The sequence below is a fragment of the Mesorhizobium sp. M1307 genome (genome assembly GCF_040318155.1).
GTDB lineage: Bacteria > Pseudomonadota > Alphaproteobacteria > Rhizobiales > Rhizobiaceae > Mesorhizobium.
The window spans coordinates 124488-141016 of sequence record NZ_JAMYLR010000001.1; the positions used below are offsets into that span (position 1 = coordinate 124488).

The 16529-nt window shown below is 60.8% G+C and carries 15 protein-coding genes; all 15 read left to right on the plus strand.

Going from position 1 to position 16529, the window contains the following annotated elements; all coding sequences use genetic code 11:
* Positions 1 to 64 precede the first annotated feature (64 nt).
* Positions 65 to 301 (plus strand): Lrp/AsnC ligand binding domain-containing protein, encoded by a 237-nt coding sequence (locus NKH16_RS00570; protein WP_023674883.1) that lies wholly within the window; start codon positions 65 to 67, stop codon positions 299 to 301.
* A gap of 172 nt (positions 302 to 473) precedes the next feature.
* Complete coding sequence (locus tag NKH16_RS00575) at positions 474 to 1886, plus strand: circularly permuted type 2 ATP-grasp protein (RefSeq protein WP_352448777.1); 1413 nt, start codon at positions 474 to 476, stop codon at positions 1884 to 1886.
* 164 nt (positions 1887 to 2050) lie between these two features.
* A complete protein-coding gene (locus tag NKH16_RS00580) occupies positions 2051 to 2992 on the plus strand; it encodes an alpha-E domain-containing protein (protein ID WP_352897932.1) in 942 nt (313 codons plus the stop codon).
* A 61-nt stretch (positions 2993 to 3053) separates the two neighbouring features.
* Entirely contained in the window at positions 3054 to 3848 is a 795-nt protein-coding gene (locus NKH16_RS00585; RefSeq protein WP_352897934.1) for a transglutaminase family protein, read from the plus strand.
* Positions 3849 to 3879: 31 nt separating this feature from the next.
* Entirely contained in the window at positions 3880 to 4611 is a 732-nt protein-coding gene (locus NKH16_RS00590) for a proteasome-type protease (RefSeq protein WP_352742651.1), read from the plus strand.
* Positions 4612 to 4672: 61 nt separating this feature from the next.
* Positions 4673 to 6085 carry a pyridoxal phosphate-dependent decarboxylase family protein gene (locus NKH16_RS00595; RefSeq protein WP_352742653.1) on the plus strand — a complete coding sequence of 471 codons (1413 nt, stop codon included), beginning with the start codon at positions 4673 to 4675 and terminating at the stop codon, positions 6083 to 6085.
* 128 nt (positions 6086 to 6213) lie between these two features.
* On the plus strand, positions 6214 to 6981 hold the full coding sequence (locus NKH16_RS00600) for a DeoR/GlpR family DNA-binding transcription regulator (protein ID WP_023674889.1): 768 nt from the start codon (positions 6214 to 6216) through the stop codon (positions 6979 to 6981).
* Between the two features lie 125 nt (positions 6982 to 7106).
* Positions 7107 to 8633, plus strand: coding sequence for a glycerol-3-phosphate dehydrogenase (gene glpD / locus NKH16_RS00605; protein ID WP_023674890.1), 1527 nt, complete (start codon positions 7107 to 7109; stop codon positions 8631 to 8633).
* Positions 8634 to 8672: 39 nt separating this feature from the next.
* Positions 8673 to 9752: an ABC transporter ATP-binding protein gene (locus NKH16_RS00610; RefSeq protein ID WP_352897939.1), complete on the plus strand. Its 1080-nt coding sequence runs from the start codon at positions 8673 to 8675 to the stop codon at positions 9750 to 9752.
* Between the two features lie 9 nt (positions 9753 to 9761).
* Positions 9762 to 10829: an ABC transporter ATP-binding protein gene (locus NKH16_RS00615; protein WP_352455722.1), complete on the plus strand. Its 1068-nt coding sequence runs from the start codon at positions 9762 to 9764 to the stop codon at positions 10827 to 10829.
* A 1-nt stretch (position 10830) separates the two neighbouring features.
* On the plus strand, positions 10831 to 11697 hold the full coding sequence (locus tag NKH16_RS00620) for a carbohydrate ABC transporter permease (RefSeq protein ID WP_023674893.1): 867 nt from the start codon (positions 10831 to 10833) through the stop codon (positions 11695 to 11697).
* A gap of 1 nt (position 11698) precedes the next feature.
* Positions 11699 to 12613, plus strand: a complete 915-nt coding sequence (locus NKH16_RS00625) for a carbohydrate ABC transporter permease (RefSeq protein ID WP_352448784.1) — start codon at positions 11699 to 11701, stop codon at positions 12611 to 12613.
* 173 nt (positions 12614 to 12786) lie between these two features.
* Positions 12787 to 13053: a DUF2160 domain-containing protein gene (locus NKH16_RS00630; RefSeq protein ID WP_031193610.1), complete on the plus strand. Its 267-nt coding sequence runs from the start codon at positions 12787 to 12789 to the stop codon at positions 13051 to 13053.
* 78 nt (positions 13054 to 13131) lie between these two features.
* Positions 13132 to 14859, plus strand: coding sequence for an ABC transporter substrate-binding protein (locus NKH16_RS00635; protein ID WP_352682868.1), 1728 nt, complete (start codon positions 13132 to 13134; stop codon positions 14857 to 14859).
* A gap of 145 nt (positions 14860 to 15004) precedes the next feature.
* Entirely contained in the window at positions 15005 to 16498 is a 1494-nt protein-coding gene (gene glpK / locus NKH16_RS00640) for a glycerol kinase GlpK (protein ID WP_352742658.1), read from the plus strand.
* Positions 16499 to 16529: the final 31 nt, after the last annotated feature.

A 16529-nucleotide genomic window follows, 5' to 3' on the forward strand; every position in this document is an offset into this window, starting at 1 on the left:
CGGCAGTCTGCCACAAGGGCCGCTCGATTATACCTAGAGCGTGCGATGTGAGCAGGACCAGGCAATGAAGGCATTTTTCGTGCAGATAAAGTGCGATCTGGGCAAGGCCTACGACGTTGCCAGCGCCCTGGCCGATGCCGAGATTGCTTCGGAAATCTACTCGACAGCCGGAAACTACGACCTGCTCGCCAAATTCTATGTCGACGACGAGGAAGACATCGGCCACTTCGTCAACGAGAAAGTGCAGATTCTTCCCGGCATCAAGGACACGTTCACGGTCGTCACCTTTCGCGCGTTTTGATCCCCATCCGGCATCTGCCCGGACACCAGGCAAAGCCTGATCAAGGCCCTATTGGTGCTGCCTTAATTTTAGGCAAGTGCGATATACTGATCGCCGGCGCCCAACAAATCACCGATTGCGCTTGATTTTCTCCAGCGAGGCCAGTGAAATGGCGCCACAGGGGAGTATGCGATTGGCAGCGTTCGATGAAATGCTTCCGGAAGTTTCCGGGCTGAGAAAACCGTATTCGGCTTACGATCGCTGGCTGAAGGAACAGGACCCGGCCAGACTTACCGAGAAGATGCAGGACGCCGAACGCGTCTTTCGCAAGACAGGCATCACTTTCGCCGTCTACGGCGAGCAGGAAGCATCGGAGCGGCTGATACCCTTCGATATCGTTCCGCGCATCATTTCGGGCAATGAATGGCGACGGCTGACGCAAGGCATCGAGCAGCGCGTCCAGGCGCTGAACGCCTTTCTCGACGACATCTACCATCGCCAGGAGATCTTGCGCGCCGGCCGGGTGCCGAAGGAGTTGATCGCCAAGAACGAGGCGTTCCTGCCCGAGATGATCGGGGTGCGGCCGCCGGCCGGCGTCTATACCCACATCATCGGCGTCGACATCGTACGCATTAGCGAGAACGAGTTCTACGTGCTGGAGGACAACGCGCGCACGCCGTCCGGCGTCTCCTACATGCTGGAGAACCGCGAGACGATGATGCAGCTCTTTCCCGAGCTGTTCCAGCAGATCAAGGTGCGGCCGGTTGAGAATTACCCGCAGCTCTTGCGCCAGTCGCTGGCGGCAGTGCGGCCGCAAAGCACCAAGGGCGCGCCGACCATTGCCGTGCTGACGCCGGGTAGCTTCAACTCGGCGTATTTCGAACATGCTTTCCTTGCCGACCAGATGGGCGTGCAGCTTGTCGAGGGGCAGGATCTGCGCGTCGTCGATGGCCATGTCGCGATGCGCACCACCGAGGGCTACAAGCAGATCGACGTGCTTTACCGGCGTGTCGACGACTCGTTCCTCGATCCGCTGACCTTCCGCCCCGACTCGGCACTTGGCGTGCCGGGCATTATGGACGTCTACCGCGCCGGCAACATCACGATCGCCAATGCGCCGGGAACCGGCATCGCCGACGACAAGGCGATCTATTCGTACATGCCCGAGATCGTCGAATTCTACACCGGCCGCAAGGCGATGCTCGGCAACATCCCGACCTGGCGCTGCTCGGAGCCGGACAGCCTGAAATACGTGCTCGAGCACATCGATGAATTGGTTATCAAAGAGGTCCACGGGTCCGGCGGTTACGGCATGCTGGTCGGTCCGGCGGCGACCAAGAAGGAGTGCGAGGATTTTTCCAAAAAGCTCGCGGCAAAACCGTCGAACTACATTGCTCAACCGACGCTGGCGCTGTCGACCTGCCCGATCCTGACGGACAAGGGGCTGGCGCCGCGCCATGTCGATCTGCGCCCCTATGTGCTGGTTTCCGACCGTATCCAGATCGTGCCCGGCGGGCTGACCCGAGTAGCGCTCAAGGAAGGCTCGCTGGTCGTCAATTCCTCGCAAGGCGGGGGCACGAAGGATACGTGGGTGTTGGATGATTAGAGTGGAAGTAGCGAGTAGTGAATAGTGAATAGTGAATAGATAAGGATATGCGTCGTTAATGTTGGTGAAATGCCCTGAAGTGAAACGCGCGGCATCGTGCCCTAGAATCTGGACAGTCACCATTCACCATTCAGCATTCACTATTCACCACAGGACCGCCTGACATGCTTCTCGGCCGCACCGCCAACGGGCTCTACTGGATGAACCGCTATATCGAGCGGGCGGAAAACATGGCGCGGCTGGTGGATGCCGGCTTGCGCATGGCGCTGACTCGTACCCAGAACGCTTCGGAGGAGTGGAATTCGGTGCTGCTCAGCGCCGGTTCAGACGCCAGCTTCACGCAGAAATATTCCGACTACACCGCCGCCAATGTCGCCGACTATCTGCTGCGCGACACATCGAACCCGTCGAGCACGATGTCGTCTATCGAAACGGCCCGTAACAATGCCCGCATGGTGCGCACGGCATTGACGCGTGAAACCTGGGAAAGCATCAACGAAGCCTGGATGTCGCTGAAGCGGCTGCTGGCCAAGCCGATCGACGAGCGCGACCTGCCCAACGCGCTCGACGCAATCAAACGCGAGACGGCGCTGATCCGCGGCTCGTTCTACGGCACGATGCTGCGCAACGAGATTTTCGATTTTTCGCAGCTCGGCACGTATGTCGAACGCGCCGACAACACCGCGCGCATCCTGGATGTGAAATACTACGTGCTGTTGCCGTCGATCTCCTGGGTCGGCTCGACGCTCGACAACTACCAGTGGGAATCGATCCTGCGCTCGGTGTCGGCGCACCGTTCCTATCGCTGGGTCTATGATGCCGACTACAAGCCGAGCAACATCGCCGATTATCTGATCCTCAACGTCCGCATGCCGCGCTCGCTGACCTTTTGCTACCGCTTCCTGACGGAGCATCTCAAATTCCTGGGTGACGACTATGGGGAGCGCCACGCCTGTCATGCGACGGCTGCCAAGACCCAGGCCATGCTGACCGCCGGGTCGATCAAGGATATTTTCGACGCCGGCCTGCACGAATTTCTGGCCAATTTCATCCGCGACAACACCAGGCTCGGCGACGAGATCGCGCAGGATTACAGGTTCTATTGAGCATGACCCCAAAAAGCGGAGACCGGTTTTCGGAAAAGCTCATGCTCCAGGGACGAGAGCGATGCGGCTGAAGATCACCCACCGGACGGAATACCGCTACGATGCGCCGGTGCATTATTTGTTGCAGCGTTTGCGGCTGCTCCCGGTGAACGGGCGCACCCAGACGGTACTGTCCTGGGGGCTGGAGATCGAAGGCGCACGCGAGGAAGTGCGCTTCACCGACCATTTCGGCAATGATACCCGGCTGTTGAGCGTCGAGGGCGAGCGCGACTTCATCACCGTCGAAGCAGCCGGCGAAGTGGTGACGCGCGACACCGCTGGCGTCTGCGGACCGCACCAGGGTTTCGCGCCGCTCTGGCTGTTCGGCCAGGAAACGCCGCTGACGACGATCGGCAGCGGCATTCGCGAGCTTGCTGCCTCGGTCGGCAAGGGTACCGACATCGAAAGGCTGCACCGGTTGATGGCGGTGATCGGCGAGCGCGTCGCTTATACGCCGGACACCACCAACGTGACGACGCCGGCCGAAGAGGCCCTGGCGCTCAAGACCGGCGTTTGCCAGGACCACAGCCACATCTTCGTTGCCGCGGCGCGTGCCATGGATTTTCCGGCCCGCTATATCAGCGGCTACCTGATGATGGATGCGGCCATCGAGCAGGCGGCAAGCCACGCCTGGGCCGAGGCGCATGTCTCGGGCCTCGGCTGGGTCGCCTTCGATGTCGCCAACGGCATTTCTCCGGACGAGCGTTATGTGAAGGTGGCGACCGGCCGCGATTATCGCGACGCCACGCCGGTATCTGGAATTCGGCTGGGACAGGCGGAAGAACAGCTTGCGGTCACTGTCACCGTGGAGCAGTAATCCCCGGCAAGATTATTGCCAAAGAGATTCGATGACCTATTGCGTCGGCCTGAAGATCGATCGCGGGCTCGTGTTCATGTCGGACACGCGCACCAACGCCGGCATGGATTCGATCTCGACCTTCAGGAAGATGCATGTCTGGGAAGAGCCGGGCGAGCGCGTCATCGTTTTGATGTCGGCCGGCAATCTGGCGACGACGCAGGCCGTGGTCAGCCTGCTCGACGAACGCACCAAGGCAGTGGCGGAGCGTCGTGCCACGCTGCTCGAAACGCCCTCCATGTACCAGACAGTCCGGTTGGTCGGAGACACCGTCAAGGAGGTCATCGCCAGTTCGTCGCCGGCTGGCGAAAAGGCGGATTCCTACTTCAACGCCTCCTTCATCCTCGGCGGTCAGATCAAGGGCAGTCCGCCGCGCCTGTTCATGATCTATCCGGAAGGCAATTTCATCGAATCCACCGACGACACGCCGTTCTTCCAGATTGGTGAGACCAAATACGGCAAGCCGATCATTATCCGCGCTTATGAAAGGACGATGAGTTTCGCCGAGACGGTGAAATTGCTGCTGGTGTCGTTCGACTCGACGCTGAAGTCGAACCTGTCGGTCGGCCTGCCGCTCGACCTGCTGTTCTATGAAAAGGACACTTTCAAGGTCGGGCTCAAAAAGCGAATAACCCAGGACGATCAATATTATCGTACGATCTCGGATAGCTGGTCGAACGCGCTGAAGACCGCCTTTGCCAGTCTGCCTGATTTTCCCGAATGAAAACCTTCGTTTTTCGTGCTCTTTGATCGCGGCTCGATGAGGCGCCACGGAGGCGAAGAAGATGAATAGCAACGAATTCCGCGAGTGGTCGCTGCGAGCGGCTGAATGGGGCGTCGACTACAGAAACAGCCTTCGCGAGAGACCGGTGCGGCCGCTTGTCGAGCCGGGCGAAATCTTCAAAAGCGTCGATGCCGCGCCGCCGGAAGACGGTGAAACGATGCAGGCAATCTTCGCCGATTTCGAACAAAAGATCCTGCCTGGCATGACGCACTGGCAGCATCCGCGTTTCTTCGCCTATTTCCCGGCCAATGCGGCACCGGTCTCCGTCGTGGCCGAGTATCTGGTTTCCGCGATGGCCGCGCAATGCATGCTCTGGCAGACCTCGCCGGCGGCAACCGAGCTCGAGACGCGGGTCGTCGATTGGATGCGGCAGGCGCTTGGTTTGCCGGAGGGATTTTCCGGCGTCATGCAGGATTCGGCTTCATCGGCGACGCTTGCCGCCGTACTGACCATGCGCGAGCGCGCGCTCGACTGGCAAGGCAACAAGAACGGCTTGCAAGGGCAGCCGGTCGTGCGGATCTATTCTTCCGACCAAGTCCATACTTCTATCGACCGGGCGATCTGGGTGTCGGGCATCGGCGAGGCGAACCTCGTGCGCATTCCGGTCGCCGGACGCTTCCGCGCCATGCAGACGGCGGCTCTGGAAGCCGCGATCGTTACCGACCGCGAAAACGGCATGCTGCCGGCGGGCATCATCGCCAGCGTCGGCGGCACAAGTACCGGCGGCACCGACAATGTGGCGGCTGTTGCCGAGGTGGCGAAGCGGCACGGGCTCTACCTGCATGTTGATGCCGCATGGGCCGGCTCCGCCATGATCTGCCACGAGTTCCGGCATTTCTGGGCCGGCGCCGAAAATGCCGATTCCATCGTCTTCAACCCGCATAAATGGTTGGGGGCACAGTTCGATTGCTCGATGCAGTTCATCCGCCAGCCGGAAGACCTGGTCCGCACGCTGGCGATCAAGCCCGAATTCCTGAAAACGCATGGCCGCGACGGGGTCATCAACTACTCCGAATGGTCGGTGCCGCTCGGACGGAGGTTCCGCGCTCTGAAACTTTGGTTCCTGCTGCGTGCGCATGGGTTGGAAAATCTGCGGAACATGATCCGCAACCATGTCGCCTGGAGCGAGAGCCTCGCCGCGCGGCTGGCTCGGGAACCGGATTTCGAGATCGTCACGGAACCGATGCTGTCGCTATTCTCATTCCGCCATCTCGCGGCTGCGGCCATCGACTCTGACGAGCACAATTTGCGGTTGGTCAGCGCGATCAACGATGACGGCCGCATTTACCTGACGCAGACCCGGGTGGACGGGCAGGTGGCGATCCGCTTTCAGGTCGGGCAGTTCGAAACGACTGCGGCGGACGTCGATACTGCTTTCGAGGTCATCACTGAGATCGCGCGGGGGCTGAGTTGATAGCCTCGTCGAGATTGCGCCGGAGCTTTTCTCGCTGCAGTCGCCCGATTTTCATTAGCCGGCCCATACCTGTTCATGGCTTTCGTTTTCAGCTATAGACGAGAAAAACGAAAATGAGAGGTTGCTAGATGTATCTGTCGCCGCGTCATTCCGAAATCATCCAGATGGCCAAGGACCATGGCCGCGTACTGGTCGAGGAACTGGCGACGCATTTCAACGTGACGCCGCAGACGATCCGCAAGGATCTCAACGATCTCTGCGACCAGCGGCTTTTGTCCCGCATCCATGGCGGGGCATTGTTCCCCTCCGGCATCGAGAACATGGAATATGAGGCTCGGCGCAAGATCGCCGCCGAGGAGAAGGAGGCGATCGGCCGCGCAGCAGCCCGGCTGATCCCCGATAACGCGTCTCTGTTCATCAATATCGGGACAACGACGGAAGCTGTCAGCAAGTCGCTGCTCGATCACAGCGGCCTGATGGTCATCACCAATAACATCAATGTTGCCAACAGGATGCGCATATATCCTTCGATCGAGGTGGTGATCGCCGGCGGTGTCGTGCGCGGTTCCGACGGCGGTGTGGTCGGCGAGGCCGCGGTCGATTTCATCAGGCAGTTCAAGGTCGATTTTGCGGTGATCGGCGCCTCGGCCATCGACCATGACGGCGCACTGCTCGACTTCGATTTTCGCGAGGTGAAGGTGGCTCAGGCGATCATCGCCAACGCCCGACATGTGATCCTGGTGTCGGACCAGACCAAATTCGAGCGCACCGCGCCCGTCCGCATCGGCCATCTGTCGCAGGTCAACACCTTTATCACCGATCGTTGCGACATCCCGTCGGTGCGTAAGATCTGCCAGGAGGCAGAAGTTCAGCTGATCGAAACGTCGCTCTCCTAGAGATGCCGTAGCGGCATCTTCCGCTCATCATATTTCGTTTGACATTCGTTATCATTTCGAAATAATTCCGCTACGGTTTCGCAAGAACCCAAAAATGCTGCAATGCGAAGTCGAGGGAGGATTCTTTGAGCGCATCACCGATTCATGACATTTTCGTCATCGGTGGCGGCATCAATGGCTGCGGCATCGCCCGCGATGCCGTTGGACGTGGCTTTTCGGTTTTTCTTGCCGAGATGAACGATCTGGCCAGCGGGACCTCTTCCGGCTCGACCAAACTGATCCACGGCGGCTTGCGCTATCTCGAATTCTACGAATTCCGTCTGGTGCGCGAAGCGCTGATGGAACGCGAGGTCCTGTGGAGGAACGCGCCGCACATCATCTGGCCGATGCGCTTCGTGCTGCCATACGCCAAGGGACTGCGTCCGGCCTGGCTGATCCGGCTCGGGCTTTTCCTCTACGACCATATTGGCGGGCGCAAATTGCTGCCGCCGACGAAAACGCTGGACATGGCCAAGGATCCGGCCGGCAAGCCGCTGAAGCCGCTGTTTCGAAAGGCGTTCGAATATTCGGACGGTTGGGTCAACGATGCCCGGCTGGTTGTGTTGAACGCCCGCGACGCTGCCGAGCGCGGCGCAACCATTCGAACCCGAACAAAGGTCGTCAGCGCACGCCGCGAAGGCAATCTCTGGACGGTCAGGCTTGAAAATGTGCGGACCGGCGATACCGAGGAGGTCAAGGCGCGGCTGCTGGTCAATGCCGCCGGCCCGTGGGTCGATCAGGTGCTGTCGGCCACCGTCGGCTTGAACGACGTGCACAATGTCCGCCTCGTACAAGGCAGCCACATCGTCGTGGGCAAGAAATTCGACGACCCACGCGCCTATTTCTTTCAGAACAAGGACGGGCGCATCATTTTCGCCATCCCTTACGAGGACGAGTTCACGCTCATCGGCACCACCGACCGTGACTATCCCGGCGATCCGCACAACGTCAGGATCAATGACGCCGAGATCGACTATCTCTGCGCTGCGGCAAGCGAATATTTCGCGCAGCCGGTCAAGCCGTCGGATATCGTCTGGACCTATTCCGCGGTGCGACCGCTCTACGACGATGGCGCCTCAAAGGCGCAGGAAGCCACCCGAGACTATGTGCTGAAGGCCGATGGAGGCGAGGGTGCCGCCCCGATTGTCAACGCCTTTGGCGGCAAGATCACGACCTACCGCCGATTGTCGGAATCGATGCTTGAGAAGATCGAGGGTTTTCTCGGCAAGCGCGGCAAACCATGGACGGCAAACGCGCCGCTGCCCGGCGGTGACTTTCCCGTCACCGGCTTCGATGCCGAGGTGGCGAAACTGAAAACGGCGTACCCGTTCCTCGACGCCCGGCTGGCCCGCCGGTTAACCCGGCTCTACGGCACCCGCGCAAGGAAGCTGCTGGGCCTCGCCAAGTCGAACGTCGATCTTGGCCGCAACTTTGGCGCCGATCTCTACGAAGCCGAGGTGCGCTACCTCGTCGAAAACGAATGGGCGATGACTGCCGAGGATGTATTGTGGCGCCGGACCAAGCGCGGCCTGCGTCTCAGCCGTGAGCAGGCGGCAGTGCTCGACGAGTTCATGCGCGGAATAAGCCGGCAGCACGTAGCGGCTGCCGAATAGGAACGGCCGACTGATGCAGAAAGCCTGGGAGGAGGCATCATGCTTGAACTGAGAAACGTGACGAAGACGGTGGGTGCGGCGGAACATATCCGCGACGTCTCGCTGACGCTTCAGCACGGCTCGCTCAACGTCCTGCTCGGGCCGACGCTCTCCGGCAAGACCAGCCTGATGCGGCTGATGGCGGGCCTCGACGTGCCGACCTCGGGCTCGGTCTGGTTTGATGGCAAGGATGTCACCGGCATGCCGGTGCAAAAGCGCAACGTCGCCATGGTCTACCAGCAATTCATCAATTATCCGGCGATGACGGTCTACGAAAACATCGCCTCACCGCTGCGGGTGGCCGGCACGGATCAGGCAACGATCGACAGGGAGGTGCGCAATGTTGCCGCCCTTCTCAAACTAACGCCCTATCTCGACCGGACGCCTCTCAGTCTGTCGGGCGGCCAGCAGCAGCGCACCGCGCTGGCCCGCGCCATCGTCAAGAATGCCAGCCTCGTGCTGCTCGACGAGCCGCTCGCCAATCTCGACTATAAGCTGCGTGAAGAATTACGCGCGGAACTGCCGAAAGTCTTCGCGGCCGCCGGTACAATCTTTGTTTATGCCACGACCGAGCCGCACGAGGCCTTGCTGCTCGGCGGCAACACGGCAACGCTTTCCGAGGGCAGCATCACCCAGTTCGGGCCGACCATCGAAGTGTTCCGCAAACCGGTCGATCTGGTGACGGCGAGAACCTTCGCCGATCCGCCGCTCAACACCATCGTGCTTGCCAAGAAGGGCCTGGATTTCCTGCTCGAGGGCGGCGTGAAATTGCCGGTGCCGGCGGAACTCTTCGGCGTCGCCGATGCGATCTATACGATCGGCTTCCAGCCGCATCATCTGTCCCTCGATCGGCCCAACGCCGCCGCAGTGCCGGTGCGCGCAAAGGTGACGATCACCGAGATCACCGGATCGGAAAGCTTCATCCATCTCGATTTTGCCGATGCGCGCTGGGTCATGCTGACCCACGGCATTCGCGACTTCGAGCCGGACGAGGAGGTCGAGGTGTTCATCGACCCGCGCCACATCATGGTCTTCGACGAGCACGGCCGCGCGATGGCCGCGCCGAAGCTGGCGGCTTAGGAGGAAGCGATGGCGCGCATCGACGTCAATCATATCCGCCACTCCTATCTGCAGAACCCGCGCACGGATGCCGATTTCGCGCTGAAGGAAGTGCACCACACCTTCGAGGATGGCGGCGCTTATGCGCTGCTCGGCCCATCCGGCTGCGGCAAGACCACGCTGCTCAACATCATTTCGGGATTGCTGCATCCCTCGCACGGCCAGCTGCTGTTCAACGGCAGGGACGTGACCAATCTGTCGACCCAAGAGCGCAACATTGCCCAGGTCTTCCAGTTCCCGGTGATCTACGACACGATGACCGTCTACGACAATCTGGCGTTCCCGCTGCGCAATCGCGGCGTGCCGGAGGCCGACGTCGACCGTAAGGTGCGCGAGACGCTGGAGATGACCGGGCTGGCCGATATGGCCAAACGAAAGGCGCGCGGACTGACCGCCGACCAGAAGCAGAAAATCTCGCTCGGACGCGGGCTGGTGCGCTCCGACGTCAATGCCATCCTGTTCGACGAGCCTTTGACCGTCATCGACCCGCATATGAAATGGGTGCTGCGCTCGCAGTTGAAGCAGCTTCACCGCCGCTTCGGTTACACCATGGTCTACGTCACGCACGACCAGACCGAGGCCTTGACCTTCGCCGACAGGGTGGTCGTCATGTATGACGGCGAAATCGTGCAGATCGGCACACCGGCGGAGCTGTTCGAGCGCCCGCGCCACACTTTTGTCGGCTATTTCATCGGCTCGCCCGGCATGAATGTCATGCCGGTGGCGATCGACGGCAAGACAGCGAAGCTGGGCTCGCAGCAGATCGAACTGCCGGGCGTGCCCAAGGCGGGCGGCGGCGCCATCGAGCTCGGCATCCGTCCCGAATATGTGCGCCTGGGCAGCCAGGGCATGGCCGTCCGGGTCAGCAAGGTCGAGGACGTCGGCCGCCATAAGGTGGTCCGTGCCAATCTCGAAGGACGCGAGATCGCCGCCGTCATCGGCGAGGACGAGACAGTTCCGGCTGATCCGAAGGTGCGGTTCGACCCGGCCGGCATCAACATCTATGCCGATTCCTGGCGCGTCGAGATGGGAGCCTGAAGTGGAAAAGACCTGGAACAACAGAGCCTGGTTCCTGGTGCTGCCGGTGCTGCTGCTGGTGGCGTTCTCGGCGGTCATACCGCTGATGACGGTCGTCAATTATTCGGTGCAGGACACTTTCGGCAATAACGTCTTCTTCTGGGCCGGCACGGAATGGTTCGAGGAACTGCTTTCCTCCAGCCGCTTCTGGCAGGCGATGATCCGCAACCTTGTCTTCTCCTTCATCATCCTGGCGATCGAAGTGCCGCTCGGCATCTTCATTGCGCTCAATATGCCGAAGAAGGGTTGGGGCGTGCCTGTTTGCCTTGTTTTGATGGCGTTGCCGCTGCTGATCCCGTGGAACGTCGTCGGCACCATCTGGCAGGTGTTCGGGCGCAACGACATTGGCCTGCTCGGCTATTACGTCAACGCGCTCGGCATCGACTATAATTATGTGCAAGACCCATATGACGCCTGGGTCACGGTCATCATCATGGACGTCTGGCATTGGACCAGCCTCGTCGTTCTGCTCTGCTACGCCGGCCTGGTCTCGATCCCGGATGCCTTTTATCAGGCGGCCAAGATCGACGGTGCCTCGCGCTGGGCGGTGTTCCGTTACATCCAGCTGCCGAAGATGAACCGCGTGCTGCTGATCGCCGTGCTGCTGCGCTTTATGGATAGCTTCATGATCTACACCGAACCGTTCGTGGTGACCGGCGGCGGACCCGGCAACTCGACGACCTTTCTTTCGATCGATCTCGTCAAGACCGCGCTCGGCCAGTTCGACCTCGGCCCGGCGGCGGCGATGTCGCTGGTCTACTTCCTTATCGTCCTGTTGTTGTCATGGGTGTTCTACACCGTGATGACCAATTACGACGCGGAGCGCTGAGATGAGCCGCACCGAAGAGAGAGCCGATAGGGTGAGCGAGACGACAGCTTCGGAAGGGCTCGCCAGCACGCTACGGCAGGACGAGATCGCACGGCTGATGCGCCGTCGCGGCGAGGAGTCGCGTTGGTGGTGGATCGTGCCGACGCTCTACATCATCGTTCTGCTTTTGCCGATCTACTGGCTCATCAATATGAGCTTCAAGACCAATGGCGAGATCGTCTCGTCGCTGACGCTCTACCCGCACGCACCGACATTGGCGAATTACCGCACCATCTTCACCGACGCGTCCTGGTATTCGGGCTACATCAACTCGATCACCTATGTGGTTATGAACATGGTGATTTCGGTGGCTGCGGCACTGCCTGCTGCCTATGCCTTTTCGCGCTATCGCTTCCTCGGCGACAAGCATCTGTTCTTCTGGCTGCTGACCAACCGCATGGCGCCGCCGGCGGTGTTCGCGCTGCCATTCTTCCAGCTTTATTCGGCCTTCGGCCTTATCGACACCCACATCGCCGTGGCTCTGGCGCATTGCCTGTTCAACGTGCCGCTGGCGGTGTGGATCCTCGAAGGCTTCATGTCGGGCGTACCCAAGGAGATCGACGAGACCGCCTATATCGACGGCTATTCGTTCCCGCGCTTCTTCATCAAGATCTTCATGCCGCTGATTGCGAGCGGCATCGGCGTGGCGTGCTTCTTCTGCTTCATGTTCTCGTGGGTGGAGCTCTTGATCGCCCGTACGCTGACGACAACCGATGCCAAGCCGATCGCCGCGACCATGACCCGCACCGTTTCGGCCGCCGGCATGGATTGGGGGCTGCTCGCCGCAGCCGGCGTGCTGACGCTGATTCCTGGCGCGCTCGTCATCTGGTTTGTGCGCAACTACATCGCCAAGGGCTTTGCCCTGGGGAGGGTATGATGGAGCAGGTCGACAGAAGCCCATGGTGGTGGGCCGTGCTGCTTCTCGCCATAGTCGTCGTGGCCTGGGTGGCACTTCAAATCGATTTCGTGGCAATAACGGTAGGCTTCAGCGATCCGGCTAATATCCGCCTGTGGGGATTTAACCTCTCGTCCAACCTCGATTTTTCGTGGATGGCTTGGACGTGGCCGACCGCGGCCTTCTTTGGAACCATCTTTCTGCTGCTTTGCGGCATGGCGGTGTGGGAATACGTCTCGCCGGGCGGCAATCCGCGCGTCGGCGTGCTGCGGTTCGAAACGACGCGTGGCGACCGCCTGTTCCTGTCGCTGCTTGGCAGCGCCTTTATCCATCTCGCTTGGCTGGGTCTAGTCGGACCCAATCTGTGGTGGGCTCTCGCTCTCTCCGTGGTCTACGCCGTCGGCGTGTTCCGCTACGTATAGAGGGGGAAACTGTTGGAACGGCGGCGTGCCGGCCGCCGATCCAGATCGCACTTTGAACTTTAACAGTGGAGGAAATACATGCGACGGCAATTCTTGACATCAACAACTGCGCTTGTCCTATTGCTCGGGGCAAGCAATGCCTATGCCGGAATGGACGAGGCCAAGGCCTTCCTCGATAAGGAAATCGGGCCCCTTTCGACGCTTTCGCGCGCCGACCAGGAAGCCGAGATGCAATGGTTCATCGATGCCGCGAAACCTTTCGCCGGCATGGATATCAAGGTGGTTTCCGAAACCATCGCCACGCATCAGTATGAATCGCAGGTGCTGGCGCCGGCCTTTACGGCCATCACCGGCATCAAGGTTACGCATGACGTCATCCAGGAAGGCGACGTCGTCGAGAAGATCCAGACCCAGATGCAGACCGGCCAGAACCTCTATGACGGCTGGGTCAACGATTCCGATCTGATCGGCACGCACTGGCGCTACCAGCAGGTGCGCAACCTGACCGACTGGATGGCAGGCGACGGCAAGGATGTCACCAACCCGAATCTCGACCTGAAGGATTTCATCGGCACTTCGTTCACCACCGCGCCCGACAAGAAACTCTACCAACTTCCCGACCAGCAGTTCGCCAACCTCTACTGGTTCCGTTACGACTGGTTCAACGACGAGAAGAACAAGGCGGACTTCAAGGCCAAATACGGCTACGACCTTGGCGTGCCGGTGAACTGGTCGGCCTATGAGGACATTGCAGCGTTCTTCACCGGGCGTGAGATCGACGGCAAGAAGGTCTACGGCCATATGGACTATGGCAAGAAGGACCCCTCGCTCGGCTGGCGGTTCACCGACGCCTGGCTGTCGATGGCCGGCAATGGCGACAAGGGCATTCCGAACGGTCTGCCCGTCGACGAATGGGGCATCAAGGTCGACGAGAATTCGCGTCCGGTCGGTTCCTGCACGGCGCGCGGCGGCGACACCAATGGTCCGGCTTCCGTCTATGCCATCCAGAAGTACCTCGATTGGCTGAAGGCCTATGCACCGGCGGAAGCCCAAGGCATGACCTTCTCCGAATCGGGGCCAGTTCCGGCGCAGGGCGCGGTTGCCCAGCAGATCTTCTGGTACACCGCCTTCACCGCCAGCATGGTCGACGCCAGCGCCAAGGCGGTGCTGAACGACGACGGCACGCCGAAGTGGCGCATGGCGCCGTCGCCGCATGGCGTCTACTGGAAGGACGGCATGAAGCTCGGCTATCAGGACGTCGGTTCCTGGACGCTGATGAAGTCGACGCCGACCGACCGCGCCAAGGCCGCCTGGCTCTACGCGCAGTTCGTCACCTCGAAGACGGTCGATGTGAAGAAGAGCCATGTCGGCCTGACCTTCATCCGCGAGAGCACGATCCACGACAAGAGCTTCACCGAACGTGCGCCAAAGCTCGGCGGCTTGATCGAGTTCTACCGCTCGCCGGCACGCGTCCAGTGGTCGCCGACCGGCACCAACGTGCCGGACTATCCGAAGCTGGCACAGCTCTGGTGGCAGGCGATCGGCGATGCTTCGTCGGGCGCCAAGAGCGCGCAAGAAGCAATGGACTCGCTCTGCGCCGAGCAGGAAAAGGTGATGAGCCGCATCGAGAAGTCGGGCGTCCAGGGCGATATTGGCCCGAAGATGGCCGAAGAGCATGACCTCGCCTACTGGAATGCGGACGCGGTCAAGAAGGGCAATCTCGCTCCTCAGCTCAAGATCGAGAACGAGAAGGAAAAGCCGGTCACCATCAACTACGACGAGCTGGTGAAGAGCTGGCAGCAATAGGACCGTTTGATGCGGGCGTCCGCGCCCGCATCGCCATGCTCAGGGGAGGCGGCATGTTGCCGTCTCCCCTGTTTGCGTGAACGGCTCCGCGCCATCCGGCGTCGAGACATCGTTGCACCTTGAAGTCGCTTCGACGGGAGAGAGAATGACCGGATATATCCTTGCAATCGACCAGGGGACGACATCGAGCCGGGCGATCCTGTTCGACGACAAGATGATGGTCGTCGGCAGCGGGCAAAAGGAATTCACCCAATATTATCCGGCCTCCGGCTGGGTCGAGCACAATCCCGAGGAGATATGGGCAAGCGTCGTGGAAACGGTGAACGCCGCGCTGAAGACAGCCGGCCGCAACGCAGCGGAAGTCGCCGCGATCGGCATCACCAACCAGCGCGAAACCGTCGTCATCTGGGACAAGGAGACCGGCAAGCCGATCCACAACGCGATTGTCTGGCAGGACCGCCGCACCGCGCCGCTATGCCAGAAACTGAAGAAGCTGGGGCTGGAGAAGAAATTCACGAAAAAGACCGGCCTGCTGCTCGATCCCTATTTCTCCGGCACCAAGATCGCCTGGATGCTGGACAAGGTGAAGGGCGCCAGAAAACGCGCCGAGAAGGGCGAACTGCTGGCTGGCACCATCGACAGTTTCCTGATTTGGCGCCTGACTGGCGGCAGGGTCCACGCCACTGACGCCACCAATGCCTCACGCACACTGGTCTACAACATCGAACAAAACGCTTGGGACGACGAGCTGCTGGCCATTTTCGGCATACCTGCAAGAATGCTGCCGCAGGTGAAGGATTGTGCCGATGATTTTGGAATCACCGACAAAAGCCTGTTTGGTGCAGAGATCAGAATCCTCGGTGTGGCCGGCGACCAGCATGCGGCGGCGATCGGCCAGGCCTGTTTCGAACCGGGCATGATGAAATCCACCTACGGCACCGGTTGCTTCGCGCTGCTCAACACCGGAAGCGATCTGGTGCGTTCTAGGAACCGGCTTTTGACCACCATCGCCTACAGGCTGAACGGCAAGACCACCTATGCGCTGGAGGGCTCGATCTTTATCGCCGGCGCCGCCGTGCAATGGCTGCGGGACGGCATCAAAGTGATCGGCAAGGCCGAGCAGAGCGGCAAATTGGCGGCGGAAGCCGATCCAACGCAGAACGTCTATCTGGTGCCGGCTTTCGTCGGGCTCGGCGCACCGCACTGGGATGCCGAGGCGCGCGGCGCCATCTTCGGGCTGACCCGCAATTCGGGGCCGGCGGAATTTGCCCGCGCGGCACTGGAATCCGTTGCGTTCCAAACACGCGACCTGCTTGACGCCATGCGCAAGGACTGGAAGGCCGCCTCGGCCAAGACCGTCCTCAGGGTCGATGGCGGCATGGTGGCGTCGGACTGGACCATGCAGCGGCTGGCCGACATTCTCGATGCGCCGGTAGACCGGCCGACAATTCTCGAGACGACCGCGCTTGGTGCGGCATGGCTGGCCGGCTCGAAGGCCGGTGTCTGGCCGAAGGCGCGGGAATTCGCCAGGAGTTGGGCGCTCGAGCGCCGGTTCAAGCCGGACATGGATGCTTCGACACGTGCGGCCAAGCTGGCCGGTTGGCGCCACGCTGTGCGCAGGACGCTAAGTACGCAATAGGCAGGGATGCCCCGATGCCCGGGATTCGCAC